The sequence below is a fragment of the Hanstruepera sp. CR43 genome, assembly GCF_055227665.1.
In genome coordinates this window covers 1838335-1864010 of sequence record NZ_CP200078.1, presented here as the reverse complement: position 1 = coordinate 1864010, position 25676 = coordinate 1838335, and the positions used below count along the sequence as shown (strand labels likewise).

Genomic DNA, 25676 nt, shown 5'->3' with positions numbered 1-25676 from the left:
TATATGAGCGACAATAAACAACCGCAAAATAATGATGAGGTCGATTTAGTATACTTACTAAAATTACTTGGAGCAGGATTTAATAGGCTAATTAATTTTGTGTCTTCTTTTTTCAAAAATGTTTTTGCCTTTTTCATTTATCTATTAAAGCCTTTAATAGTTAATTACAAAATAATAATATTAGCAATAATTATTTCAGGTGCTTTAGGGTATGGTCTTGATAAGTTAAAACCAGATTTATATAGTTCACAGATTTTAGTTAAACCCTATTTTGACTCAAAATATCAATTGGTTAATACAATTAATTATTATAACGCATTAATAGCAGATGAAGACTTTAATACGCTTTCTGAAGTATTTGAATTAGATGTTGAAGAAGCCAAAAACATTACAGGATTTGAAATAATACCAGGCCCTGAAACAGAAAATGAAAGAATTGTTCAATACAATAACTTTCTTAAATCCATAGATAGTGTGAGAGCAAGTAATATCACATTTGAGGATTTCGTTGATAACAGGAGTATATATTCAGGAGATTTGTTTGAAATAGAGGTGTTTTCTTTTCAAAAAGATATATTCCCTAAACTGGAAAATGGAATTGGAAATTCATTTTCGAACAAATATTCTGAAAAAAAAATGAAGAAAAGGGACTCGTTGATTGCAATCCAGAAAGAGACTATCAAATCTCAACTTGAAGAGGTCGCTTCACTTCAAGAAGTTTATATTAAAGTTTTGGAGGAAGAGTCCAAATCTCCCTCGACAGAAATTAGCCTAGGAGGTGAAGGTCTGTCGCTAAATAAGGACAAAACTCAAACCAAAGAATTTGAGTTATTAAACAAGGAAATTCAATTAAGAAATGAATTAAAACTTTTAGATGAGAAAAAAGTAGAAGAGGATGTGTTTTTTGATGTCATTGCTAGTTTTCAGGAAGTAGGTAACAAAAGTTCTGAATGGTATCAAAGATATATGCTGATATTACCAATATTAGCTTTCTTTTTACTCTGTTTAATCTATTTGTTAAGAAAAATAGTTCCATTCATTAAAAATTATGAGTAAGAAAAAACCAATATTGATTACGGGTGGTGCTGGTTTTATAGGTTCACATGTAGTGAGATTATTCGTTAAAAATTATCCAGACTATCATATTTACAATTTAGATGCATTAACCTATGCAGGAAATTTAGAGAACCTTAAAGACGTTGAAAACCAATCAAATTATACCTTTTTAAAAGGCAACATAGTAGATCAAGAATATGTTAAAAAAATATTTAGTTTATATGAATTTGAAGGGGTTATTCATTTAGCTGCTGAATCTCATGTAGACAGATCTATTTCTGACCCCTTGGCATTTGTTAAGACAAATGTCATTGGCACCATGATATTATTAAATGCTTTCAATGATTTGTGGAAAAACAATTTTGAAGGGAAGAGATTTTATCACATTAGCACTGACGAGGTTTATGGATCTCTGGGAACAGAAGGTCTTTTTACTGAAACTACTGCTTATGATCCAAATTCACCATATTCAGCATCAAAGGCTAGTTCAGACCATTTTGTTAGAGCTTATGGAGAAACTTATGGAGTTCCATTTGTAATCTCAAATTGCTCCAACAACTATGGAGAGAATCAATTTCCTGAAAAACTAATTCCCTTGTTCATCAACAATATATTAAACAATAAGTCACTTCCAGTATATGGGGACGGTAATTACACTAGAGATTGGTTGTATGTTCAAGATCATGCACAAGCCATTGATTTAGTTTATCATAAAGGAGTTAATAAGGAGACTTATAACATTGGAGGGTTTAATGAATGGAAGAATATCGATTTGGTTAAATTATTATGTCAACAAATGGATTTCAAGCTTAAACGAATATTAGGAACATCTGAAAAATTAATAACATTTGTAAAAGATCGCCCAGGTCATGATTTACGCTATGCCATTGATGCATCTAAAATAAATAGAGAGCTTGGCTGGAAACCATCTGTAACATTTGAGGAAGGATTAACAATAACAATTGACTGGTATCTAAACAACACAGACTGGTTGGAAAACGTAACATCAGGAGCGTATCAGTCTTACTATGAAAACCAATATACTGCATGAAAGGAATTATACTTGCTGGAGGATCAGGTACTCGGTTACATCCTTTAACATTATCTATAAGTAAACAATTGATGCCTGTTTATGACAAGCCAATGATTTATTATCCATTGTCAACATTAATGTATTCTGGAATAAGAGAAATTTTAATAATCTCAACACCAAAGGATTTACCACTATTTCAAGATTTATTAGGTGATGGCAGTAAATATGGTTGTGTATTTGAATTTGCCATCCAAGAAAACCCAAATGGTTTGGCTGAAGCTTTTATAATTGGTGATGATTTTATTGGAAATGAAAAAGTTGCCCTTATTTTAGGAGATAATATTTTTTATGGAACCGGACTATCGAATCTATTACAGAGTAATAATGATCCTGAAGGAGGTGTTATTTATGCCTATCGGGTTCATGATCCCGAAAGATATGGCGTTGTTGAGTTTAACGACCAAGGACAGGCCATTTCAATTGAGGAAAAACCTAAAAAGCCAAAATCTAATTTTGCGGTTCCTGGAATTTATTTTTATGATAATTCTGTTGTTGAAGTTGCAAAAAACATTAAACCAAGTGAACGGGGAGAACTTGAAATTACTGATGTTAACAAAGTATATTTAGAGCAAGGAAAATTAAATGTGAGTATTTTAGATCGAGGAACTGCTTGGCTTGACACAGGAACATTTCAATCCCTAATGCAGGCATCTCAATTCATTGAGGTAATTGAAGAACGACAAGGATTAAAAATAGGGTCCATTGAGGCAGCGGCATTTGAAATGGGGTATATTACCGCCGAGCAATTTAAAGGATTGGCAATGCCATTACTCAAAAGCGGATATGGTAAAAATCTACTAGGATTATTGAACTCAAAAAAATGAATATTAAAGAAACAAAACTAAAAGGGACCTATATTATTGAGCCTGATATTTTTGAAGATAAAAGAGGCTATTTTTTTGAGTCATTTAATAATGAAAAATTTAAGAGTAAAACAGGGGTTTATACTGATTTCGTTCAAGACAATGAGTCCTTCTCAAGAAAAGGGGTTTTAAGAGGCCTGCATTATCAGATAGGAATGTTTGCTCAAGCTAAATTAGTTAGGGTAATTAAGGGTAAAGTTCTTGATGTAGCTGTGGATATAAGAAAGGAATCCCCGACATTCGGGCAATCTTTATCCGTTTTATTGTCAGAAGAAAACAAAAAACAATTTTTTATACCCAGAGGATTTGCTCATGGCTTTGTGGTGTTGAGTGAAACCGCAATATTTTCATACAAGTGTGATAATTACTATAATAAAAAATCGGAAAGAGGAATTATATTTAATGATCCCAATTTAAATATTGACTGGCAATTACCTAAAGATAAACTTATTATTTCGGATAAGGATCTGGAATTACCTATTATGGAATTTGCCGAAATCAATTAATCTGAAGTAATTTTCAACCAAATAAATGAAAACAGTTTTAGTTTCAGGTTCAGGTGGTCAATTAGGTGAATGTCTTAAAGATTTAGCAGCTTCCCATCAAGAAATCAAATTCATTTTTGCAGATCGATCAGTTATTGATATTACCAAATTAGATGAAATAAAGAATTTTTTTCATTTAAATAATTGTGATTGGTGTATAAATTGTGCGGCATATACAAATGTAGATCTTGCTGAATCAGAATCAGAAAAGGCATTTCAAATAAATGAAAAGGGCCTAGAAAATTTAGCATTGGCCTGCAATGAAAGCAACACAAAATTAATTCATATTTCGACCGATTTTGTTTTTGACGGCAATAAGGGTAAGCCCTACATAGAAACAGATTTCACAAATCCCATAAATATTTATGGACTTTCCAAGTTAAAAGGCGAGGAAAAGGTTCAAGATACTCTTGACAAATATTTTATTATCAGAACTAGTTGGTTGTATTCAGAACATCAAAATAATTTCCTGAAAACAATGCTCCGTTTATCCGAAACCAAAAAAGAAATCAGTGTTGTTGACGACCAAATAGGCTCACCTACTTATGCAGGTGATTTAGCTAGAGTAATTAATTATATTATCGAAAATGATTCAAATCAATATGGTATCTACCACTATTGTAATGATGAACAAACATCATGGTATGGATTTGCCAAAGAAATTTTTAGTCTATCAAGTAACAGCATTAAAATAAATCCGATACCTTCGGCCGATTATAAAACAGCGGCAAAAAGACCTAAGTTTAGTGTTTTAGACACAAACAAAATAAAAAAGACATTGGGTTTAGATATACCTAATTGGAAATCAAGTTTAAAAGAAGCCATATTTAAAATACATGGATAAAAATTTAAAGATTGCTATTGAAGCCTCATTAAAAGCAGGAAAAGTCATTATGGAGGTTTATGACACCACCTTTAATGTTGAGTTAAAGGACGATAAATCACCACTAACTGAAGCCGATAAAAAAGCAAATGATGTTATCAATTCGTTTTTGACCAATACAGATACACCAATCATAAGCGAAGAAAACAAGCAAATAAATTACACTATAAGAAAGCAGTGGAAAGATTGCTGGGTGGTAGATCCTGTTGATGGTACTAAAGAATTCATCAAAAGAAATGGCGAGTTTACTGTAAACATTGCCTATGTTAAAAATGGCTCACCTTTATTGGGAGTTATTTATGTTCCTGCCAACAAGGTTTTGTACTATGCCAGTGTTCAAGATAAGAAAGCCTATAAAGCGCAATTGAAGTCTCATGATACTTTAATAGAGGAAGCTATAGAAATGTCGGAGACCTTGCAACCTAAAAGTTCCGAATCAAAAACCGTTCAAGTTGTAGGAAGCCGCTCGCACATGAGCCAGGAAACTTTAGATTTTGTTGAGCAAATAAAACAAAGCGGAAAGGATGTTGAAATAGTCTCAAAAGGAAGTTCATTGAAGTTTTGTTTGGTAGCCGAAGGTAAAGCAGATGTTTACCCAAGATATGCGCCAACGATGGAATGGGATACTGCAGCAGGACAGGCCATATGTAACGCCATAGGCATTCAAGTCATTTCTCATGAGACCAAACAGCCTTTGTTATACAACAAAGAGAATTTACTAAACCCTTGGTTTGTTGTTTCTAAATAATTTCTAATAATGGCAAAATATAAACAAGAATCACATGCTAGAAGCTTATTAAAAGGAGTGTCTTGGCGTATTGTTGCTACAGCAGATACCATTTTAATAGTTCTATTGATAACATGTTTGAATGGGAAATGTAGTTTAGACCACGCCATAAAAATAGGAGCTGCAGAATTTCTTATTAAACTTTTAGTATACTATGTTCACGAACGCATTTGGCAATTTGTTCTTCGAGATGGTGTTGTAACTTCAAAAGAAACACTATATAAAACAATTTCATGGCGAGTGGTAGCCACTACAATGACGTTTATCATTTCAGGTGCCATATTAAATTCTTATGATGAGATAGCACTATATATAGCCATTACAGAATTATTTACGAAATTTGCTCTATATTATTTCCACGAGCGTATGTGGTTAAAACTCCCACTAGGTAAGGTTCGTAATATTTTTAAGAAAAAATAAAAGTCAAATGGACGAAAACGTCATCCCTCATGATTATCAAATTTCAAGAGCAGATAGACAAAAAACAAAAAAGCATAAATCTTTTTTGTTATGGTTTACGGGTTTATCAGGTTCTGGAAAGTCAACAATAGCTAATGTTGTTGAACAAGAATTGTACAAGCAAGGCATAAATACCTATACTTTAGATGGTGATAATATTAGAAAAGGTATAAACAATGATCTGACTTTTTCACCAGAAGATAGAACCGAAAATATCAGACGAATTGCTGAAGTTGCCAATCTGATGGTTGATGCGGGAATAGTTACTTTAGCAGCCTTTGTGTCGCCTTATAAAAAAGACAGGGAGAACATTAAAAGTATCGTCAAAGATGTTAACTTTGTCGAGGTTTATGTCAATACCAGTGTTGAAGAATGTGAACGCCGTGATGTAAAAGGGCTTTACAAAAAAGCCAGAGCGGGTGAAATAAAAAACATGACAGGGATTTCAGCGCCTTATGAGGCCCCGGAAAATCCAGACATAGAAATTAAAACCGAAGAAGTATCTGTTGAATTAGCAGTTAAAAAGATACTTGATTATATAAGACCAAAATTACAACTCCAAAATGAGTAAGTATTATTTAAATTATTTAGACGAGTTAGAAAGTGAAGCTATTTTTGTGCTACGTGAAGTATGGGCGCAGTTTGATAATCCCGTAATTTTATTCTCAGGAGGGAAGGACTCTATTTTGGTAACACATTTGGCCAAGAAAGCGTTTTATCCAGCTAAAATTCCGTTTCCATTAATGCATGTGGACACAGGGCATAATTTTCCAGAAACCATACAGTTTCGGGACGATATTATAAAGGAATTAGGTGTTCAATTAATTGTGGGTTCTGTTCAGGAATCTATCGATGAAGGACGTGTTGCTGAAGAACGCGGTAAGAATGCAACGAGAAATGCTTTGCAAATCACAACACTTTTAGATGCGATTGAAGCCAATAAAATAGATTGTGCCATTGGAGGTGGAAGACGTGATGAAGAAAAAGCTAGAGCCAAAGAAAGATTCTTTTCTCACAGAGATGATTTTGGTCAATGGGATCCTAAAAACCAACGACCAGAGTTATGGAATATTTTCAACGGAAAGCACTTTGAAGGCGAGCATTTTAGAGCTTTTCCAATAAGTAATTGGACCGAAATGGATGTTTGGAATTACATAAAGAGAGAGAATATAGCTATCCCTTCATTATATTTTGCACACGAACGCGAGGTTGTTTGGCGTCAAGAATCTTGGATTCCAAATTCAGAATTTCTCATTTTAGAAGACCACGAAGAAATAGTCACTAAAAAAATACGTTTCAGAACTCTAGGCGATATAACCATTACAGGAGGTATTGAGTCTGATGCCGATACATTAGAAAAAATTGCAGACGAGGTATCTGGTATGCGTCAAACAGAACGCGGTAACCGTAGTGATGACAAGCGTTCTGAATCGGCAATGGAAGATAGAAAGCGACAAGGGTATTTTTAATCAAATTTATTAATTGCAATACTGTACCGAAGTTTCGGGAGATTCAGTATCTCATTTAAAATTATCATGTTAGATAACAATCAATTATTACGTTTTACAACGGCAGGGAGTGTCGATGATGGAAAAAGTACACTCATAGGGCGTTTATTATATGATTCGAAATCAATTTTTGAAGACCAATTACAGGCAATAGAAAACACTAGTAAGAAAAAAGGACATGAAGGTGTTGACTTGGCACTTTTTACTGATGGTTTAAGAGATGAACGTGAACAAGGTATTACTATTGATGTAGCGTATAGATATTTTACAACACCCAAAAGAAAATTCATAATTGCTGATACACCTGGTCATATTCAATATACTCGTAATATGGTTACAGGGGCTTCAACAGCTAATGCAGCAATCATTTTAGTTGATGCCAGACATGGTGTTATTGAACAAACGAGAAGACATTCGTTTATTGCGTCATTGCTTCAGATACCGCATGTAATCGTGTGTATTAACAAAATGGATTTAGTTGATTTTTCTGAAGAGGCTTATAATAAAGTTATCGAGCAATTTGAAGAGTTTTCATCTAAAATGCTGGTAAAAGATGTACGGTTCATACCTATTAGTGCATTATTAGGAGACAATGTCGTTAATCGCTCTGAAAATATGGATTGGTATCAAGGAGCGCCATTATTACATACTTTAGAAACCATGCATATTAGCAGTGATATCAATAAAGTAGATGCGCGTTTTCCTGTTCAAACTGTTTTAAGACCTCAAAGAGATGGATTTATTGATTATAGGGGCTATGCCGGAAGAGTAGCCAGTGGCGTATTCAGAAAAGGGGATGAAGTAACCATAATGCCGTCTGGGTTTAATTCAAGAATAAAGTCAATTGATACGCTTGATGGAGAATTGGAAGAGGCATTTGCACCAATGTCTGTTTCTATAACTTTAGAAGACGATATTGACATTAGTAGAGGTGATATGATTGTGCGATCTAATAATAGACCTGAAGCCTCTCAAGATTTGGAAGTCATGCTGTGTTGGTTGCACAACGATTCTGCTAAACCAAGAGCAAAATATACTATCAAACACACTTCCAATGAACAAAAGGCTATGATAAAAGAAGTGGTGTATAAATATGACATAAATTCCCTAGAAAGAAATATGGATGATAAGGAATTGGGCATGAATGATATTTCAAAAGTTAAAATTCGCACCACAAAACCCTTAATGGTTGATTCTTACAGAGAAAACAGAACAACAGGAAGTATTATTCTTGTAGACGATGCTACCAATGAAACGGTTGCTGCAGGAATGATTGTTTAAATTTTTATTATGAGATTAAGTAAATTAATATTCTTGTGTGTTTTATTTATAGGTTGTAGGCAAAACAGAAGCGAAACCTCAAAATATCAAGAGGTTCAGGAAGCCCAAGAGGTTTTAATATCGCAGTTTATTGTAGATTTAGAGGTTGTTGTTGAAAATGATGACGTTTTTGAATTGTTTTATCAAGACTTTGATAATAATAAATACACCTGGAAAACAAAAATTGAGAAAAAGGTTAAAGGAAGCGATAAACAACAAATCATACGTTTTAAAATACCGGAAACTATTTTTCCAAAAAGCTTACGATTTGATTTTGGAGATAATCCAAAAACCAATGTTGTAACGTTCTTATCTGTTAAAATGTCGTACGAAGATTTTAATTTAAAATTAAACTCAAACGAGTTTGGGTCTTTTTTTGTTCCTAATGATTACATTTCTTTTGATAAAGCAAATGGAGAAATTAGGACTCATGAAATTAGTGGAAAATATGATCCATATTTTGATTCTAAACCAGTTTTTAAGCAAAAACTAAAAATTGAAACAAGATAATCTTGAGTTAATAACATATGAAAAAAAAGGATATTTTTTTCTGTATAGGTGCTCAAAAATCAGGAACAACCTCACTTCATGATATTTTATCCCAAAACAAGAATATCGCACTTCCCAAAGAAAAGGAAACGCATTTTTTTTCATTAGAGGAGCTATATGAAAATGATCATAAAAAGTACTTTGAAACCTATTTTGACTCAAAAGAATTAAAAAATGCCAAAATTGTTGGCGAAATAGATCCCAGTTATTCTTATTTCAAGGATACCGAAAAAAGAATTTTCAAAACATTTTCTTCAGAATATAATATCAAGTTTATATTTATTTTAAGGGATCCTGTTAAAAGAGCGTATTCGCATTTTCTAATGAGTCAAAGAAGAGGATATGAAACGTTAGGTTTTATTCAAGCATTAGAGAAAGAAAAATCAAGAATTAATAAAGACCATTTTTCAAATGTTAATTTTAGCTATTTGAAAAGAGGATTTTACAGTGAACAGATAGATAATTATTTAAAATATTTTAATCTTGAGGATTTCTTGTTTATTAGGTTTGAAGAGGACTTTATTAAAGATAGACAATTGACTTTTGATAGAATATCTGATTTTTTAGAAATAGAAAATTTCGAATATAATATTGATCACCGGAGTAATCCAGCATCGGTTCCTAAAAGTAAAATTATAAGAGATTTCATTTACAAAGACATAAAATTAAAAAAACTAATTTCAATAATTCCCGTTTCAAATCAATTCAAAAAAAACATAAAGAAGAGAATAATTAATTTGAATTTAAAAGAATCGTCTTCAACTAAATTAGATTCTGATACTTTAAAAGAACTATACTTGAAGAATTTTATAGAGGAGATTGATAATTTAGAAAAACTAATAAAATTAGATTTAACAAACTGGAAGCACAATTAAGGGAGTATGTCATTGGACAAAATAAGCCATCAAAATAGTAAAAGCCTCCTAAAGAGCAGCATTATTGTTATGCTTCTCAAGGGTTTTGGAATTCTTTTTGGTTATCTGCTGACTATTATTATTTCCAGAGAATATGGCCCTAATGGATTGGGTGTTTATAGTATTGCATATACCACAATGATTATTTTTAGCTTTCTTACATCATTTGGGTTAACAACATCAATATTAAGGTTTGTAGGTCAATTTTCAAAACCAGAGTACAGTTATGAAAAGAAAGTTCTTTACAGTTATGCTCTTAAGATCATATTTGTTTTAAGCATCTGTTTTTCTTTAATTACCTATTGTTTGTCTTCAGAAATAGCTAATTACATTTTTAATGATTTAGTTTATGAAGAGGCTATAAGAATAGTTGCAGTAATAGCACCCTTCTTTACACTAAACTTGATAAATGTTGAGTTTTTAAGAGGGTTGAAAAAAATTACCATATCAGAAATCTTTAGAACAGTACTTATACCATTAATATGTGCAATTTTAATTATTTTCTATTCTGGTAGATTTGATTCGATACAATTTCCTTTACATGCACTCGGAATAACAATTTTAGCGTTAAGTATAATTTCGACTTTGATTGTACTTAAAAACCTTCATAAAATTGAATTGAAAACCAATTCAGAATTAAGCCTAAAATTATTAATAAAAACCTCAGCTCCAATGATGTTAATTGCATTGAGTTCATATTTTATTGGGAACATTAGTGTATATGTCATTCAAATATTTGAATCTAAATATGAAGTAGGTATATTTGCTTTATCCCTGAAACTTTCGCTATTTATTAGTTTTGTGTTGGTAGGTGTTAATACTGTTATTGCTCCCAAAATATCTGAATTGTATTGGTCTGAAAATATTTCGGAATTAAAATATTTAATAAAATCAAAAACCCAATTTATTTTTTGGTTGTCATTTGCGATTTTTTTGTTAATAACAATATTTTCCAATGACATAATTAATATGATTAATAAGGAATTTTCTTCAGGCACAATTGTTTTAATAATATTGGCTATTGGACAATTAATAAATGCAAGTTGTGGTCCCGTGGGACTTTTGTTGAACATGACTGGAAACGAATCAGTATTAATGAGAGTAACCTTAAGCATGTTAGTATTAACAGTTATTTTGAATATAATTTTTATTTATCATTTTAGTATTTTAGGAGCGGCTATTGCCACTGCAATGGCTATCGGAATTAAAAATATAATTCTAGTTGCTATTGCTAAAAAAAGATTAAATATAACACCTTTTTATATCCCTTTCATCAAGAATATATGAGTAAACAACCGATCATAATTATTGGTATGCATCGATCTGGAACTTCAATGTTAACTCGGTTTATATCAGAAATTGGAATTTTTATGGGAGAGGATAAGAGTGAAAATGATGAATCTAAATTTTTTCAAAACTTAAATAGATGGCTTCTATTTCAGTGTGGAGCTTCATGGGATAATCCCAATGGGGTCGATAACATAAATAACTCATTCATAAATAATTCAGCTAAAATCATTTCTAAACGACTAACATCCATTTGGAGTGTTAAATTTTTAGGGATAGGCAATTATTTAAAATTTAGAAATGTTTTTAAGTTACAGGAAGCTTGGGGATGGAAAGACCCAAGAAATACCTTGTTACTGCCGATATACAAAAAAATTTTTCCTAATGCTAAAATAATCCATATTTACAGAAACCCAATCGACGTTGCAAATAGTTTAAAACAGAGGGAAGGTTTAAAAAAATCAAATGGTAATATTAAACGAAAAAAATTAAAAACATCATTTTTAGAATATGAACGGGTGATTTCCCATTCACTTGTTGTTAATGATATAACAAGAGGAGTAAATCTCTGGAAATTTTATACTCAAAAAGCTTTAAAAGCTAATGATTATTTTGATGACGTTTTACACATTAAATACGAAGATTTTTTAGAAGCTCCAAAAGACATATTAATGACCCTAACAAAATTTCTTGAAATGAAAGTTAATCAGGATTTAATTGATAAGGTAGCATCAAAAACCGATGCCAACAGACGATATGCATTTAAGGATGAAGAAGAACTTTATAACTATTACGATAAAATTAAAAATGATCCAATGTTAATCGAATTAGGATATAATAACATTTGATTGAATGAAAGTTGGGGTTGTCATTGTAACTTATTTGGATAGAAGCCATTATTTTGAAAGGGTTATCAACAGATTAGTTGCTGAATCATATATCCAAGAAATAGTTTTAGTTACCAATGGAATAGCTGAAAATAGTTTCCAAAAACTTAAGTCATTAAAAAAGAGGTTTAATAAAATTAAAACTATAGATCTCAATTATAATTCGGGATCTGCAAATGGATTTAAGATTGGCATTCAACACATTATCCAAAAGGAAATTGAATATGTTTGGTTGCTTGATGATGATAATCTACCACATGAGGATGCTCTTGATGTACTTTTAAAAAGCCTAAAAGAGACCTCATTCAAAGAAGAATCGGATGCATTACTTTCGTATAGACCTCAAAGAGAAAAGTACAAGTTTGCAATTCAACAAAATGCCCCCTATTTGATGCTAGGATCCAGAAATTCATTTTTGGGGTTTAATTTAGTAGACAAGATTAAATTAAAAAACAAGTCAAAATTAAATAAAAATATCCGATTAGGTAAAGTAGCTGTTGCGCCATATGGAGGATTGTTTTTTCATAAGAATTTAATAAAAAGGGTTGGATTACCCAACGAAAGGTATTTTTTATATGCAGACGATCTGGACTTTACTTTTAGGATTACAAATTCTGGGGGTAAAATAGTTTTGATATTGGATAGTATAGTTGAAGATTTAGAAACGTCATTTCACTTAAAAAAGACGAAATCCATACTACACAATAGGTTTTTATCAACAAATTCCAAAGAAGCAATTTTTTATTCAGTCAGAAACAATATTATTTTTGAAAAAACTTTTGTTGAAAATAAACTTCTTTATTTATTGAATAAATGGATTTATATTGTAGTGTTATTTTTAATGTTATTAATAAACATTAAGCACTTATGGAAGTTTTTTGTAATTATTAAAGCCATGATAGCATCTAAAAAAAAGCTTATTAATGCTTAAAATTAAACATCTTTATTTAGCATTTTTTTTAATTATAGTTGTCTCTTGTTTTCTAATTGGTGGCTTTTCACAATTTTTTTTAGGGATTCCAAATACTGTTTTTTCTTATGGTATAGTAGCATTACTGTTTATTTTTTATGGGATTTATGTTTTAATTAAAAAAAAAGTTTTTTATGACAGAACAATATTAATCCTTATTCTACTGGGAGTTACTATAGTTTTTAGCGCCATAATTAATTTTAGCTCACCAGCTAAAATACTTGTATATCTAATATTTGTATTATTGCCTTTAGGCAGTTACTTATTCTTTAAGGTTAATTCAAAAGAAAGATTTTTATCTCAAGTTTTTATAAGTAAAATATTTTTGTTTATTGCCTGTCTTCAATTACCTATTATTTTAATTCAAAAAGTTGGCTATGATTTCTTTATTGACTTCAATATGAGTAATCAGGAGGTTGCGGATGTTGATTTCATGTTTGGAACCTTTTTTTTAAAGGCTGATCACGCATTAGGATTCTTTTTACTCTTTAATATTATCAATATTTTAAGATATAATAGAGATAAAATTATAACGAGATTCCCTAAAATTCTTTTTCTATACTTATCCCTGACAATTCTGATTGCTGAATCGAATGTAACAAAGTTGATATTATTATTGTTGGTGTTTTACACTATTTATAAGTCATTCCCCAAGAAAATAAGAGTCATAGGTTTTCTTTTCATTTTGTTCGCTTTGCCTATTGGATTTTATGTGGCAATTAAAAACATTCCTGCTTTTGAAAGAGAAGTGTACTTTATTCAAGAAGAATATAATGTTCGAAAGTCTTATAGCAATTTCAAAAGAGGGATAGCCAAAAGACCTCAAGTTGTCATTGTATACGCGAGGGTGGAACCAGTTAAATTATTTGGAAATGGGCCATATTCCTATTTTAATGTGCTAACAGGGGAGTTTACAAAAACTCGCCATTTTTCACAATTAATTTGGGCATACGCCGATTTAGGATTAATAGGGTTGCTTCTGGTATCGGTACTATTATTTAATTTAGTATCTAATTTGGGGTTTGTTTCAACTGAAAGGTATATATTGTTCGCAATAGTCATGGTTTATGCCTTTATGACAACAATGTTGGCTGATCTAGCAATAGTTATAACCTTGGTTTGTTTGTTAAAAAAAGAAAATTTAAATGAATTTAGTGATAATTCCCTTTCACGATTGGAGAAAAATATTACTTGAAGGATTTCGGACTAGAGATGCTCACTTTATTGAAGAATTGTCCAAAAATGATCAAAACATCAATATAATAGTAAACAGACCAACAACTATTCTTGAAATTCTTTTAAAAAGGAAAAGAAATTTAATCAATGGAGAAGTTATTTTTAAAAGTAATGGTTTTAAACTCTATAAATTAAAAAACAACCTTTATCTTATTGATAATATTTCGAGTGATATTTTTGGACAAATATTATTTGGTTACAAATGGTTCATTAAGAAATACAGTAATAAAAAATATTCCCGATTTATTGAAAAATGTTTGACGGAACTAAATATTGAAAATAAGTTTTGTGCAATAAGCCAAAATATATTTGCACATGGATTAATCAATAATCTTAATCCAGATAAGCGTGTCTTTGATGCTTGGGATAATTTCACCAAGTTCAATGTCTATTCAAAAATTATTAATCAAATAAATATCGCTTATCAAAACTATGCTAAAATTTGCGATTTTTGGACGACTAACTCAAAAGATAACATTACTGATTTTAGTGAGAAATTTTCACCAAAAAAAATGTACTTAATAAAAAACGGTGTAGATGTTTCGAGATTTTCTAAATCAAGCAATTCAGCGGTTCCTAAAGATTTAATTAGCATACCAAGACCGATTGTTGGATTTGGAGGTAAAATAACACATCTAATTGATGTAGAATTGTTAAATGAAACCATGTTAAAATCAAAAGAAAGCTCTTTTGTATTTGTTGGTCAAATTTTAAACAAAGAGATTTACGATAAGATTCTAAAATTAGATAATTTCTATTATTTAGGGGATAAACATTATGACGAATACCCGGAATACGTGATGAATTTTGATATATGTATTGTACCTTATATTGTAGATGACAAGAAAAAATCAGGAGCAAATACCATTAAGGTGTATGAATATTTAGCCACCAATAAGAAGGTAATAGGAACCAAATCTAACGGATTGGAAGATCTTCAAAACTATGTTTATATAATTAACAATTCTGATGATTTTTGCAATGAGATTAAGGACCAGTTCAATGATAAACCGAAAATAGATTTAAATGCGCACTCTTGGGATCAAAAAACCAAAGAGTTATTACAAATATTAAATGGATAAGTGATTGTCATGAAATGGCTGGATGATAATAAAATTACCACAAATACATTTTTATTATGTGCCGTAGTTGCTTGTGTACCCTTCAAAAACAATATTGGTAATTTATCAATCATTCTAGCTTTAATTTTTAACATTATTTTTTTCGAAAGGAAAAATTTAAAGAAATTAAATACCATCGGATTTTTATTTCCCTTATTGTTTTTCATTTGGATATTGATAAGCAGTATCGTGAGTAAAGACCATTATGGTATAAGACGTTTGGATTTGGAAATACTACCATTAGTGATAACCGTAATAATAATCAACTTCAAATTCAACCACGATAACTTATCAAGGTTATTCAAAGTGTTTTATACGTCCACTGTAGTTAGTGTAATGATTTTGTTGTTCTACTTGGGGTTTAAATTTTTAAAGGGGAATAGTATAGAAAGCTTGAATTTCCACAATTTTACTAGCTTATATGACCAACACCCCGTTTTTTACTCCATGTATTTATCATTTGCATTTTTTTTATCCATCAATAATGATTTGACACAAAAAAAAGTTTTGAAGATTTTAGGGAACACGACCTTAATTCTCGGAATCATTTTTTGTGCTTCGAAAACTGTTCTTCTTTTCAGTTTTGTGACAATCAGCATCTATTTATTGAAGAAGTATAAACCATTAAAATCAAGAATTTTTACAATATCCATTCTATTTTGTCTAACACTTATTTTTTTCAATATTTCGTTTATCGAAAAAAGATTTTCAGAGGGACTGAAATTTAATAATGAGCTAATTGAATTTCAACCAACAAATGACATCACTCAAAAAAGAATTTTTACCTATTCAGAAAAAGAAAGTATTAGTGATTTAGAACTCCGTTATCTGTTGGGAAAAATTGGTTTATTTCATCAATACCATGACAATAAAATGCTATTTGGATATGGGAAAGGCGATTCTAGGGATTACTTAAATTATTACTTGTTTACCTATAATTTAGGTCCAAATTGGTTTGAAAATTTTAATTTGCATAATCAGTATCTTGATATATTATTCAATATGGGTGTTTTAGCGCTAATACTATTTTTGCTTTTTATTACATACAGTATCTGGTTCGCTGTTAAATCAAAAGACATTAACTACATTTATTTTATTTTAATGATTAGTTTTGTTTTTGTTTTTGATGCCCCATTGACCATAAATAAAGGCATTGTTTATTTTTATTTGTTTAATGCCATTTTTATCTTTAAAAATTTGACGATTGAAAGTAGCCATTTTAGGAACGCGCGGAATCCCAAATTATCATGGAGGATTTGAACAGTTTGCTGAATATTTTTCATGTTATTTAGTTAAGAAAGGACATGAGGTAACAGTTTATAATTCAAGTAATCATCCATATCAGAAGGCGATCTACAAGGGCGTAAAGATCATTCATTGTTTTGATCCAGAAGAAAAAATTGGTACGATAGGTCAGTTTATTTATGATTTAAATTGTATCATAGATTTACGAAAAAGAAATAATGACATCATTCTGCAATTGGGTTATACGAGTAGTTCAATATGGTACCGACTATTACCCAAAAAAAGTTTGATTATTACAAATATGGATGGACTGGAATGGAAACGATCAAAATATTCTAAACCTGTTCAACAATTTCTTAAATATGCGGAAAAATTAGCAGTAAATTCAAGCAATTATTTAATATCAGACTCAATAGGTATTCGAAGCTATATAAGTCAGAAACACAACAAATCTTCAACTTACATTGCATATGGCGCTAAAATATTTGAAAATCCAAATAAAGATCTTTTAGAACAATACCATATTAAGGAATTTGAATACAATATGTTAATTGCCAGGCTTGAGCCAGAAAATAACATTGAAATGGTATTGGACGGAGTAGCAAAATCTGGAAGTGTTAGACCGTTTTTAGTTATTGGTAAACACGATGTAAACAAGTTTGGGAGTTATTTAAAAGAAAAATTTAAAAATCACCAGAATATTAGGTTTGTAGGAGGAATATATGATATTGACATCTTAAATAACCTAAGATATTATTCCAATTTATATTTCCATGGTCACTCTGTTGGTGGAACCAACCCATCTCTCCTAGAGGCAATGGCCTGTAAATCATTAATAGTGGCTAACAATAATGAATTCAACAAAAATATTCTCAAAGAGAATGCGTTTTATTTTGACAATGCTCTTGATGTAAAAAAATTGATTGAAACATTGGAAAAAAAAGACAATATGAATAAGGTTGAAGCTTGCTATTCTGAAATTAAAAATCTTTATAGATGGGATAAAATTAACAAAGAATATTTAGATTTTTTTAGTTCTGTGTTATAATTTTCTTCATGAATTTAGAATAGAAATTTAATAATCATAAACTTCAATTATTTTCTATATTTGTTCAAAAAACATAATAAATGAAAATATCGGTAGTAGGGACTGGCTATGTTGGTTTGGTGACGGGAACTTGCCTAGCAGAAACTGGAAATGAGGTACTTTGTGTTGATATTGATGAACAAAAAGTAAAAAAAATGCAAAACGGAGAGGTCCCTATTTACGAACCTCATCTAGATGTATTGTTTGATAGAAATATAAAAGCCAATAGATTAAAATTCACAACTTCACTAGTTGAAGGCCTCAATCATGGCGAGGTTATTTTTTTGGCACTTCCAACACCCGAAGACGAAGACGGTTCAGCAGACTTAAAATATATTCTAGGAGTTGCCAATGAAATTGGTAAATTGATTACTGAATATAAAGTGATTGTTGATAAGAGCACAGTGCCTGTAGGAACTTCGGATAAAGTTAAAGAAGCTATAGCTAAGAATAGTACTGTTGATTTTGATGTGGTTTCCAACCCAGAATTTTTAAGAGAAGGGTTTGCTGTTGATGATTTCTTGAAACCTGAAAGAATAGTAGTAGGAGCATCATCAAATAAAGCCATAGACATAATGAATAAACTTTACAAACCGTTTGTTCGTTCAGGTAATCCAATTATTATAATGGATGAAAAATCTGCCGAACTCACCAAATACGCATCTAATGCTTTCTTGGCCACTAAAATCACTTTTATGAATGAAATAGCCAATTTTTGCGATCTAGTTGGTGCCGATGTTGATAAAGTAAGAATAGGAATGGGTACAGATTCCAGAATAGGGAAAAGATTCTTGTTTCCTGGTATTGGATATGGTGGTTCTTGTTTCCCGAAAGATGTTAAAGCATTGCACAAATCGGGGAAGGATTCAAATTATAATTTTAAAATTTTAGACGCTGTAATAAATGTCAATCAAAAGCAAAAAACAATTTTAATTCCTACAATAAATAGTTTTTTTAATAATGACATTAAAGATAAAACGTTTGCTGTTTGGGGCTTGGCTTTCAAGCCAGAGACGGATGACATTAGAGAAGCACCTTCTTTGTATATTATTAATGAATTGCTCGATGCAGGCGCTAATATTAAAGCTTTCGATCCTGAAGCGATGCCTAATGTACAGAGAAAGTTAGGAGATAAAATAGAGTTTTCAGGAGATATGTATGAGGCTTTGGAAGGTACAGATGCATTGATAATTTGTACCGAATGGAGTATCTTTAGGACGCCAAGGTTTGATAAAATTGAAGAAAAATTAAATCATAAAGTGATTTTTGATGGGAGAAATCTTTATGATTCTAAAGACCCAGTAGAGTATGGGTTGGAATATTATTCAATAGGAAGACCCTGATATGAAAAGAGTTTTAATTACAGGAGCAGCGGGATTTTTAGGATCCCATTTATGTGATAGATTTATAGATGAAGGATATTATGTAATAGGAATGGATAATTTTATAACAGGAGATCATAAAAATATTGATCACTTGTCAGGAAATCCTAATTTCGAATTCATTAATCATGATGTCACAAACTTTGTTTCAATAGAAGGCAATTTAGATTATATATTGCACTTTGCATCACCTGCAAGTCCTATAGATTATCTAAAAATTCCTATTCAAACTCTCAAAGTTGGATCATTAGGTACTCATAACCTGTTAGGTTTGGCTAAAGCTAAAAAAGCTAGAATACTCATTGCTTCAACTTCTGAAGTCTATGGAGATCCATTAGTACACCCTCAAAGTGAAGACTACTATGGAAATGTAAACACTATTGGCCCAAGAGGTGTATATGATGAAGCCAAACGTTTTCAGGAGTCTATTACTATGGCTTATCATAGGTTTCACGGGTTAGAAACAAGAATTGTTAGAATTTTCAACACCTATGGGCCCAGAATGCGACTCAACGATGGAAGGGTTATTCCTGCTTTTATGGGGCAAGCTTTACGGGGAGAGGATTTAACCATTTTTGGAGATGGATCCCAAACACGTTCTTTTTGTTATGTAGATGATCAAGTTGAAGGGATTTATAGATTAATGTTTAGTGACTATTCATATCCTGTAAATATTGGTAATCCAAACGAAATATCTATCAAGGATTTTGCTTTTGAAATCATAAAGCTAACTAAGACCGACCAAAAAATTGTGTATAAGGAATTACCAAAAGATGACCCTTTGCAACGACAGCCAGATATAACTCTAGCAAAGAAGGTTTTAGACTGGTCGCCTAAAGTCAATAGAGAAGAGGGAATGGCAAGAACTTTTAATTATTTTAAAGGGCTTTCAAAAGAAGAATTGAGAAAAAGTGAACATAAAGATTTTAAGAAACACATTAAGTACTAATGAGTACCTTTAAGCATGGCAGATATTCAATTTATATCAGGCCAGCAACTTATTTAATAGATTTAATTATCATAAATGGTTTTGCTGTATTATATTTCTTTAAAGGTATTGATCCATTTGCTTTTATCCTAATTGCCACTTCTTCATGGATTATACTTTCACTTTACACTAAATTTTATGAGGTTTACAGGTACACACGAGAGATTACAATTGTATCGTTGATATTTAGACAAATGTTGTTTTTTGGGCTTGTAATATTTGCCTTTTCTGGATTTTACCACGAACTAAATATTAAACCTAAAGTAATTTTTAAATATATCTTTGCCTCCTTTGCTCTAATTTCTCTTCTTAAGTTTTCAATGTACTATTTGCTTCAAAAGTATCGAACAGCTTTTGGAGGGAATTATAGAATTACTGCTATACTTGGAAAAAATAAACAGACAGCTTCATTGGAGAGTTTTTTCAAAAACAATCCAGAATATGGATATATGCATAAAGGAACATTCAATGTAAAAGACAAAGAAAATTTTGATTTAAAATCTTGCTTCGAATTTCTAAATAAAGAATCCATTGACGAGGTCTATTGTTCAATATCTGAATTGTCAAACTCACAAATGCATAGCGTCATTGACTTTTGTGATAATAATCTAAAAATCCTTAAATTTTTACCAGACAATAAAGATATTTATTCTAAAAAACTCAAATACGAGTACTATGATTATATCCCAATTTTGTCATTAAGAAATATCCCTTTAGAAGATTCAGTAAATCAGTTTTTTAAAAGGGCATTTGATATTTTATTTTCCTCTTTTGTTATCATTTTTATTCTTTCTTGGTTAACCCCAATTGTAGCAATTTTGATTAAGATAGAGTCAAAAGGCCCTGTGTTTTTTAAGCAATCAAGAAACGGCTTTAACTACAGGGAATTTGATTGTTATAAATTTAGGTCCATGACGCCTAATGAAGATGCGCATTTGTATCAAGCTACAAGAGATGATCAACGAGTCACTAAAATAGGTAAGTTTATCAGAAAAACTAGTATTGATGAGTTGCCCCAATTTTATAATGTATTGTTCGGTGATATGTCTGTTGTTGGGCCGAGACCTCATATGGTCAGTCACACCAATATGTATGCGAAAAAAATAGATAAGTTTATGGTTAGACATTTTGTCAAGCCAGGCATTACTGGATTAGCTCAAATTAGTGGATTTAGGGGCGAAGTTGAAACAGATAAGGATATTATTGGAAGAGTGAAATATGACATTTTTTATATTGAAAACTGGTCTCTTTTATTAGATTTAAAAATAATTACTCAAACATTCCTCAATACCATAAAGGGTGAAGAAAAGGCATATTAAATAATCTTTTTCAACCTTTCTAATTGGTCTTCAAAATTGAAAACATTTGACGAGATTTCTAAAACATGTTTTTTAAAACTAATAGTTATATCTTCTTTTGTGATATTTTCTATTTGTTTATTAAGTGCAATGTAATTACCAGATTCGGCAACCCAGCCTAATTGATGTTTATTAATAATATCTTCACCTTCTCCACCACCAAAATACAACATGGGTATACCTAGTTTTGCATACTCAAAGATTTTTGATGGCACAGAACCATAAATCCTGTTCAACAAGGGAATTATTACAACATCATAATCCAATAATTCTTTATGTAGCTTTTCTCGGGTTACCTCTCCATGATAGAAAATGGGGAGGCTTTTATTTTCGGTAATAAACATTTCTATTTTTTCTTTTTCAGCTCCAGCTCCATAAATATGAAATTCTATTGAGTCATAATTTAATTCTTGACAAAGTTTATAAATTCCTTGAGCTATGCCTAACAATCCAGCATAAACAAGTTTGATTTTTTGACCTTCAGATACTTTAAAATGACTTGATGGAATTTCAAAATCTGGATAATTCCTATATAAAAAGACTTGTTTATCATGAAAAAGAGCGGTCACATGACTTAATATTTCTTCACTTTGACCTAAAATTAAATCCGCCTTTTTATAATTAAAACGTTCTATTTTTTCAAGCAATTTATAACCATAGTTCTTTTTAAAAACCCCTAATTCATATCCTGCAAGCGGCCAAAGATCGCTGACATTAAGAATTAATTTTCTTTTTTTTGACTTTAAAAACAACATACAAGTGAACGCTACTAATAAAGGTGGGGACTGAACAATAACCGTTTTAGGGATCTTATTCCAAAGAAAATACCAAACCAAGCTAAAACTATAAGAAAGCATGGCTAATAACCGCAGCAATGAGTTCTTTGAGTTACTAGCAAAAATCCAAAGGCGCTTTACTATAATGCCATTTTCATTAGAAGATGAGCTAAATTTACCACGAAAATCTTTGAAGATTCTACCATTTGGATAATTGGGTAAAGGCGTTAAAACTGAAACATTAAAGTTGTTCTTTTTCAAACCTGAAGCTAAATGAAATATCCTATTAGAAGCAGCACCTGTTTCTGGAGGGAAATAATTTGTTATAATCAGAACATCTTTCATTTATATAGATTTCAAATTGGATTCTATGATTTGAGGTTTTCCTGATTTTGTGGAGGGTATTTCAGTAACTTCGACAAAATTTATTGTCAGACAATTTTTTGTTAGAGTATTAAGTTTGTTTTTGATGTCTTCTAAAATGCTAGAATTAAAATTGTAGTTCTTATCAACAATATACTCAATTTCAATACTTTCTAAATTGTTTTGTACTATTCTATATTGTTTAATTTCTTGGAAATATTCTAGAACACCGGTAAAACTGTGAATGTTAAGTGTAATTCCCTTGGTGGTTTTGACAATATCGGTTTCTCTACCGACCACTTTTTTTAAAAGCGGGTAATTAAAAGGTCTGTCAGTAGGGTATTCTTTGTTTTCCAATTTGATAGCCAAATCTCCAAGTTTATATCGAATTAATGGCATGGCCTTATTTGTGAGCGAAGTAACTAGAACATTCCCCATTGCTCCATCTGGAACTGCATTACCATTATCATCTACAATTTCTAAATAAACATGTGGAGACATGGTATAGTAATAATCTAAATCACGTTTGCACGCCATAAGCAGTCCTTCAGCACAACCATAGGTGTCAATAATTTTACAACTTGAACCAAAGGCTTCAATTAAATTATCATAATAATTATCAAAGATCTTATCTCCAAAACAAATGACACCAACAATATTGGATTTTACCTGATTTTTTATAGCAGTTTTAGCTAATTGGTTAATTACAGATGGATAGCCAGCAACAAAAACCCGTTTCTTTCTGGACATTTTAACTAGAATGGAGTTTAGTTCGGTTTCCGATAAACCAAAAGCTTTAACATATGTACATCTATAAAATATATCCTTTAGTTTTTTTAATAGTGTTCGTTTTTGAGAAATTCCAAATTGCAACAAATTGTCTCCGACCTGATATCCACTCCAAGTCCACCAATGCGTTTGTAATGCTCGTAAGTAAAAGGTATGTTCTTTGGACATATAGGTAAAAGATTGTAAGCCTGAACTACCACTACTATGATGTTTGTCTAAAGCCTGAATATCGAATTCATCAGAACACTAGATTTGAAGATTGATTTCTTAAGATCGATTTTGTTAAAATTGGAAAATCGGAAATTTTTGAACCATGGATATTTTTATAATAAGGTACGTGCTCTTGAGCGTAATGCAACATTTCTTTCAAACGGTCACTTTGTAAAGCTGTTAAGGCTTCTTCGGAAAGTGTATCGTATTTTTTCCATTCGTTAAGATATTTTAAATAGTATCCACCCGTTACCACATCAGCTAGAGGCAATAGAATACTATTTAAAAACGATTTATATACGGACATCAAATACTTTTTTCAAAACTAATTATTTTTTAACCGCAAAAGCAATTATTTTTGCGCCAAACAACAACAACATGAATATTCTAATACTTGGTTCCGGTGGAAGGGAACATACTTTTGCTTGGAAAATAGCCCAAAGTACAATTTGTAAAAATCTATTTGTTGCTCCTGGTAATTCTGGAACCGCTAAAATAGCGACTAATCTCGAACTAAAGGTAACCGATTTTCCAGCAATAAAATCGACAGTTCTATCCAACAAAATAAACATGGTGGTTGTTGGTCCTGAAGACCCATTAGTACTTGGTATTCATGATTTCTTTTTAAACGATTCTGAATTAAGGAATATACCGGTTATAGGGCCTCAAAAAGCTGCAGCCGAATTAGAGGGTAGCAAGCAATTTGCCAAAGAATTTATGATGCGCCATAGTATTCCAACCGCGGCTTATCAAGCATTTGATAAAGATACAGTTGAGAATGGATGTACTTTTTTAGAATCTTTAAACCCACCTTATGTTTTAAAAGCAGATGGCTTGGCAGCAGGAAAAGGGGTTTTAATTTTGAATGATTTGGAAGAAGCCAAAAGCGAATTACGAAATATGTTGGTAGATTCAAAATTTGGAGCCGCCAGTAGTCGTGTTGTGATTGAGGAGTTTTTGGATGGCATTGAGTTAAGTTGTTTTGTTTTAACTGATGGGAAGGACTACAAAATTTTACCAACAGCTAAAGATTATAAGCGCATTGGAGAAGGTGATACAGGATTGAATACTGGCGGTATGGGAGCTATTTCTCCTGTACCATTTGCTACTCCAGAATTTTTAAATAAAATTGAGGAACGTATTGTAAAACCTACTATTGATGGATTAAAGAAAGATAATTTACCGTATAAAGGATTTGTTTTCATTGGCCTAATAAAAGTTGGCAACGAACCCAAAGTCATTGAGTACAATGTGAGAATGGGTGATCCAGAAACGGAAGTCGTATTACCAAGACTTAAAAATGATTTGGTTGAAATTTTTAATGCAATTTCTAATCAAAAATTACATGAAATAGATATTGAAATCGATGAGCGTGCAGCTACAACTATCATGATGGTTTCAGGAGGTTATCCAGAGGCTTACGAAAAGGGGAAGGAAATTACTGGTTTGGATCAAGTGCAAGATTCTATAGTCTTTCACGCGGGAGCCACATTAAGTGATGATAATAAAATAGTCACATCAGGCGGACGCGTTATGGCTATAACCAGTTATGGTAAAACCTATCAAGAGGCCATAAAAAAATCTTATCAAAATATTGAGAAACTACATTTTGATAAGATGTATTATCGTAAAGATATTGGTTTTGATTTATAGATACGAGTGAGATGTAATACTCTTATCTTCTTCATTGTTATCGTTAAACTTTTTTAATTGGATCATCCAATAAGTAAAAGCAACAAAACCTATCAACATAAACATCCAAGACATGATATTTGCAGCAAACCAATTATCAAGTTCTAACGCTCTTAAGGCATCAAAAGGTGCAAATAATACATTAACGAACAAGTCCTGAATAGCGTAAAAGAAATCTTTCATATGTAAAATTTTAGGGCTCTAATTGAGCAAACAAAGTATTATCAATATATTTATTGCACAAAATTACATATTTTCATTTTAAATTTTATAATTCAAACAGAATATTAGTATTTAATCTTTGAATC

Annotated in this window: 27 protein-coding genes; 23 read left to right on the top strand and 4 right to left on the bottom strand. The window is 31.2% G+C overall.

Annotated elements, in window-relative coordinates; translation table 11 throughout:
* The first annotated feature begins 3 nt into the window (after window positions 1-3).
* The 22 genes from ACKXGU_RS08565 to ACKXGU_RS08460 all read left to right on the top strand — a co-directional run bounded on the left by ACKXGU_RS08565 (window position 4) and on the right by ACKXGU_RS08460 (window position 21499).
* Window positions 4-1056, top strand: a complete 1053-nt coding sequence (locus ACKXGU_RS08565; RefSeq protein WP_463464928.1) for a hypothetical protein — start codon at window positions 4-6, stop codon at window positions 1054-1056.
* Window positions 1049-2107 (top strand): dTDP-glucose 4,6-dehydratase, encoded by a 1059-nt coding sequence (gene rfbB / locus ACKXGU_RS08560; RefSeq protein ID WP_463464927.1) that lies wholly within the window; start codon window positions 1049-1051, stop codon window positions 2105-2107. Before ACKXGU_RS08565 ends, rfbB begins: the two co-directional genes overlap by 8 nt.
* The gene (gene rfbA, locus ACKXGU_RS08555; RefSeq protein WP_463464926.1) at window positions 2104-2973 is read left to right on the top strand and encodes a glucose-1-phosphate thymidylyltransferase RfbA; all 870 of its coding nucleotides are present in this window, start codon (window positions 2104-2106) and stop codon (window positions 2971-2973) included. The genes rfbB and rfbA overlap by 4 nt, the downstream gene beginning before the upstream one ends.
* A complete protein-coding gene (gene rfbC, locus ACKXGU_RS08550; RefSeq protein ID WP_463464925.1) occupies window positions 2970-3518 on the top strand; it encodes a dTDP-4-dehydrorhamnose 3,5-epimerase in 549 nt (182 codons plus the stop codon). Before rfbA ends, rfbC begins: the two co-directional genes overlap by 4 nt.
* 25 nt (window positions 3519-3543) lie before the next feature.
* On the top strand, window positions 3544-4401 hold the full coding sequence (gene rfbD / locus ACKXGU_RS08545; protein ID WP_463464924.1) for a dTDP-4-dehydrorhamnose reductase: 858 nt from the start codon (window positions 3544-3546) through the stop codon (window positions 4399-4401).
* Window positions 4394-5188, top strand: coding sequence for a 3'(2'),5'-bisphosphate nucleotidase CysQ (cysQ, locus tag ACKXGU_RS08540; protein ID WP_463464923.1), 795 nt, complete (start codon window positions 4394-4396; stop codon window positions 5186-5188). The genes rfbD and cysQ overlap by 8 nt, the downstream gene beginning before the upstream one ends.
* Window positions 5189-5197: 9 nt before the next feature.
* Window positions 5198-5647, top strand: a complete 450-nt coding sequence (locus ACKXGU_RS08535) for a DUF2061 domain-containing protein (protein ID WP_463464922.1) — start codon at window positions 5198-5200, stop codon at window positions 5645-5647.
* A 7-nt stretch (window positions 5648-5654) separates the two neighbouring features.
* The gene (gene cysC, locus ACKXGU_RS08530; protein WP_463464921.1) at window positions 5655-6257 is read left to right on the top strand and encodes an adenylyl-sulfate kinase; all 603 of its coding nucleotides are present in this window, start codon (window positions 5655-5657) and stop codon (window positions 6255-6257) included.
* The gene (cysD, locus tag ACKXGU_RS08525) at window positions 6250-7155 is read left to right on the top strand and encodes a sulfate adenylyltransferase subunit CysD (RefSeq protein WP_463464920.1); all 906 of its coding nucleotides are present in this window, start codon (window positions 6250-6252) and stop codon (window positions 7153-7155) included. Before cysC ends, cysD begins: the two co-directional genes overlap by 8 nt.
* Window positions 7156-7221: 66 nt before the next feature.
* Window positions 7222-8475 carry a sulfate adenylyltransferase subunit CysN gene (cysN, locus tag ACKXGU_RS08520; protein ID WP_463464919.1) on the top strand — a complete coding sequence of 418 codons (1254 nt, stop codon included), beginning with the start codon at window positions 7222-7224 and terminating at the stop codon, window positions 8473-8475.
* Window positions 8476-8484: 9 nt separating this feature from the next.
* On the top strand, window positions 8485-9024 hold the full coding sequence (locus ACKXGU_RS08515; protein WP_463464918.1) for a hypothetical protein: 540 nt from the start codon (window positions 8485-8487) through the stop codon (window positions 9022-9024).
* Window positions 9025-9041: 17 nt separating this feature from the next.
* Entirely contained in the window at window positions 9042-9938 is an 897-nt protein-coding gene (locus tag ACKXGU_RS08510) for a sulfotransferase family protein (protein WP_463464917.1), read from the top strand.
* A 6-nt stretch (window positions 9939-9944) separates the two neighbouring features.
* Window positions 9945-11264 carry a flippase gene (locus tag ACKXGU_RS08505; protein ID WP_463464916.1) on the top strand — a complete coding sequence of 440 codons (1320 nt, stop codon included), beginning with the start codon at window positions 9945-9947 and terminating at the stop codon, window positions 11262-11264.
* Window positions 11261-12112, top strand: coding sequence for a sulfotransferase (locus ACKXGU_RS08500; protein WP_463464915.1), 852 nt, complete (start codon window positions 11261-11263; stop codon window positions 12110-12112). The genes ACKXGU_RS08505 and ACKXGU_RS08500 overlap by 4 nt, the downstream gene beginning before the upstream one ends.
* 4 nt (window positions 12113-12116) lie before the next feature.
* Window positions 12117-13082, top strand: coding sequence for a glycosyltransferase (locus ACKXGU_RS08495; RefSeq protein ID WP_463464914.1), 966 nt, complete (start codon window positions 12117-12119; stop codon window positions 13080-13082).
* On the top strand, window positions 13075-14316 hold the full coding sequence (locus ACKXGU_RS08490; RefSeq protein WP_463464913.1) for a hypothetical protein: 1242 nt from the start codon (window positions 13075-13077) through the stop codon (window positions 14314-14316). Before ACKXGU_RS08495 ends, ACKXGU_RS08490 begins: the two co-directional genes overlap by 8 nt.
* The gene (locus ACKXGU_RS08485; RefSeq protein WP_463464912.1) at window positions 14267-15439 is read left to right on the top strand and encodes a glycosyltransferase family protein; all 1173 of its coding nucleotides are present in this window, start codon (window positions 14267-14269) and stop codon (window positions 15437-15439) included. The genes ACKXGU_RS08490 and ACKXGU_RS08485 overlap by 50 nt, the downstream gene beginning before the upstream one ends.
* Window positions 15440-15448: 9 nt before the next feature.
* A complete protein-coding gene (locus ACKXGU_RS08480) occupies window positions 15449-16738 on the top strand; it encodes an O-antigen ligase family protein (RefSeq protein ID WP_463464911.1) in 1290 nt (429 codons plus the stop codon).
* Entirely contained in the window at window positions 16683-17771 is a 1089-nt protein-coding gene (locus ACKXGU_RS08475) for a DUF1972 domain-containing protein (protein ID WP_463464910.1), read from the top strand. The genes ACKXGU_RS08480 and ACKXGU_RS08475 overlap by 56 nt, the downstream gene beginning before the upstream one ends.
* Window positions 17772-17851: 80 nt before the next feature.
* Complete coding sequence (locus ACKXGU_RS08470) at window positions 17852-19153, top strand: UDP-glucose dehydrogenase family protein (RefSeq protein WP_463464909.1); 1302 nt, start codon at window positions 17852-17854, stop codon at window positions 19151-19153.
* A 1-nt stretch (window position 19154) separates the two neighbouring features.
* The gene (locus ACKXGU_RS08465) at window positions 19155-20141 is read left to right on the top strand and encodes a UDP-glucuronic acid decarboxylase family protein (protein ID WP_463464908.1); all 987 of its coding nucleotides are present in this window, start codon (window positions 19155-19157) and stop codon (window positions 20139-20141) included.
* Window positions 20141-21499, top strand: a complete 1359-nt coding sequence (locus ACKXGU_RS08460) for an undecaprenyl-phosphate glucose phosphotransferase (protein ID WP_463464907.1) — start codon at window positions 20141-20143, stop codon at window positions 21497-21499. The genes ACKXGU_RS08465 and ACKXGU_RS08460 overlap by 1 nt, the downstream gene beginning before the upstream one ends.
* Here the strand turns inward: ACKXGU_RS08460 and ACKXGU_RS08455 are convergent.
* The 3 genes from ACKXGU_RS08455 to ACKXGU_RS08445 form a co-directional block, all read right to left on the bottom strand.
* Complete coding sequence (locus ACKXGU_RS08455) at window positions 21496-22659, bottom strand: glycosyltransferase family 4 protein (RefSeq protein WP_463464906.1); 1164 nt, start codon at window positions 22657-22659, stop codon at window positions 21496-21498. The genes ACKXGU_RS08460 and ACKXGU_RS08455 overlap by 4 nt on opposite strands.
* Entirely contained in the window at window positions 22660-23634 is a 975-nt protein-coding gene (locus ACKXGU_RS08450) for an AMP-binding protein (RefSeq protein WP_463464905.1), read from the bottom strand. It lies immediately after the preceding gene.
* 70 nt (window positions 23635-23704) lie between these two features.
* Window positions 23705-23983 (bottom strand): hypothetical protein, encoded by a 279-nt coding sequence (locus tag ACKXGU_RS08445; RefSeq protein ID WP_463464904.1) that lies wholly within the window; start codon window positions 23981-23983, stop codon window positions 23705-23707.
* A gap of 71 nt (window positions 23984-24054) precedes the next feature.
* On the opposite strand from ACKXGU_RS08445, the gene purD reads away from it, so the two are divergent.
* Entirely contained in the window at window positions 24055-25329 is a 1275-nt protein-coding gene (gene purD, locus ACKXGU_RS08440) for a phosphoribosylamine--glycine ligase (RefSeq protein ID WP_463464903.1), read from the top strand.
* Here the strand turns inward: purD and ACKXGU_RS08435 are convergent.
* Window positions 25324-25551, bottom strand: coding sequence for a DUF6341 family protein (locus ACKXGU_RS08435; RefSeq protein ID WP_103050619.1), 228 nt, complete (start codon window positions 25549-25551; stop codon window positions 25324-25326). The two genes, purD and ACKXGU_RS08435, sit on opposite strands and share 6 nt — an antisense overlap.
* Window positions 25552-25676: the final 125 nt, after the last annotated feature.

Coding starts and splice junctions, on each gene's coding strand:
- ACKXGU_RS08565 (WP_463464928.1), top strand. CDS start 4: ATGAGCGACAATAAACAACCGCAAAATAATGATGAGGTCGATTTAGTA.
- rfbB (WP_463464927.1), top strand. CDS start 1,049: ATGAGTAAGAAAAAACCAATATTGATTACGGGTGGTGCTGGTTTTATA.
- rfbA (WP_463464926.1), top strand. CDS start 2,104: ATGAAAGGAATTATACTTGCTGGAGGATCAGGTACTCGGTTACATCCT.
- rfbC (WP_463464925.1), top strand. CDS start 2,970: ATGAATATTAAAGAAACAAAACTAAAAGGGACCTATATTATTGAGCCT.
- rfbD (WP_463464924.1), top strand. CDS start 3,544: ATGAAAACAGTTTTAGTTTCAGGTTCAGGTGGTCAATTAGGTGAATGT.
- cysQ (WP_463464923.1), top strand. CDS start 4,394: ATGGATAAAAATTTAAAGATTGCTATTGAAGCCTCATTAAAAGCAGGA.
- ACKXGU_RS08535 (WP_463464922.1), top strand. CDS start 5,198: ATGGCAAAATATAAACAAGAATCACATGCTAGAAGCTTATTAAAAGGA.
- cysC (WP_463464921.1), top strand. CDS start 5,655: ATGGACGAAAACGTCATCCCTCATGATTATCAAATTTCAAGAGCAGAT.
- cysD (WP_463464920.1), top strand. CDS start 6,250: ATGAGTAAGTATTATTTAAATTATTTAGACGAGTTAGAAAGTGAAGCT.
- cysN (WP_463464919.1), top strand. CDS start 7,222: ATGTTAGATAACAATCAATTATTACGTTTTACAACGGCAGGGAGTGTC.
- ACKXGU_RS08515 (WP_463464918.1), top strand. CDS start 8,485: ATGAGATTAAGTAAATTAATATTCTTGTGTGTTTTATTTATAGGTTGT.
- ACKXGU_RS08510 (WP_463464917.1), top strand. CDS start 9,042: ATGAAAAAAAAGGATATTTTTTTCTGTATAGGTGCTCAAAAATCAGGA.
- ACKXGU_RS08505 (WP_463464916.1), top strand. CDS start 9,945: ATGTCATTGGACAAAATAAGCCATCAAAATAGTAAAAGCCTCCTAAAG.
- ACKXGU_RS08500 (WP_463464915.1), top strand. CDS start 11,261: ATGAGTAAACAACCGATCATAATTATTGGTATGCATCGATCTGGAACT.
- ACKXGU_RS08495 (WP_463464914.1), top strand. CDS start 12,117: ATGAAAGTTGGGGTTGTCATTGTAACTTATTTGGATAGAAGCCATTAT.
- ACKXGU_RS08490 (WP_463464913.1), top strand. CDS start 13,075: ATGCTTAAAATTAAACATCTTTATTTAGCATTTTTTTTAATTATAGTT.
- ACKXGU_RS08485 (WP_463464912.1), top strand. CDS start 14,267: ATGAATTTAGTGATAATTCCCTTTCACGATTGGAGAAAAATATTACTT.
- ACKXGU_RS08480 (WP_463464911.1), top strand. CDS start 15,449: ATGAAATGGCTGGATGATAATAAAATTACCACAAATACATTTTTATTA.
- ACKXGU_RS08470 (WP_463464909.1), top strand. CDS start 17,852: ATGAAAATATCGGTAGTAGGGACTGGCTATGTTGGTTTGGTGACGGGA.
- ACKXGU_RS08465 (WP_463464908.1), top strand. CDS start 19,155: ATGAAAAGAGTTTTAATTACAGGAGCAGCGGGATTTTTAGGATCCCAT.
- ACKXGU_RS08460 (WP_463464907.1), top strand. CDS start 20,141: ATGAGTACCTTTAAGCATGGCAGATATTCAATTTATATCAGGCCAGCA.
- ACKXGU_RS08455 (WP_463464906.1), bottom strand. CDS start 22,659: ATGAAAGATGTTCTGATTATAACAAATTATTTCCCTCCAGAAACAGGT.
- ACKXGU_RS08450 (WP_463464905.1), bottom strand. CDS start 23,634: ATGTCCAAAGAACATACCTTTTACTTACGAGCATTACAAACGCATTGG.
- ACKXGU_RS08445 (WP_463464904.1), bottom strand. CDS start 23,983: ATGTCCGTATATAAATCGTTTTTAAATAGTATTCTATTGCCTCTAGCT.
- purD (WP_463464903.1), top strand. CDS start 24,055: ATGAATATTCTAATACTTGGTTCCGGTGGAAGGGAACATACTTTTGCT.
- ACKXGU_RS08435 (WP_103050619.1), bottom strand. CDS start 25,551: ATGAAAGATTTCTTTTACGCTATTCAGGACTTGTTCGTTAATGTATTA.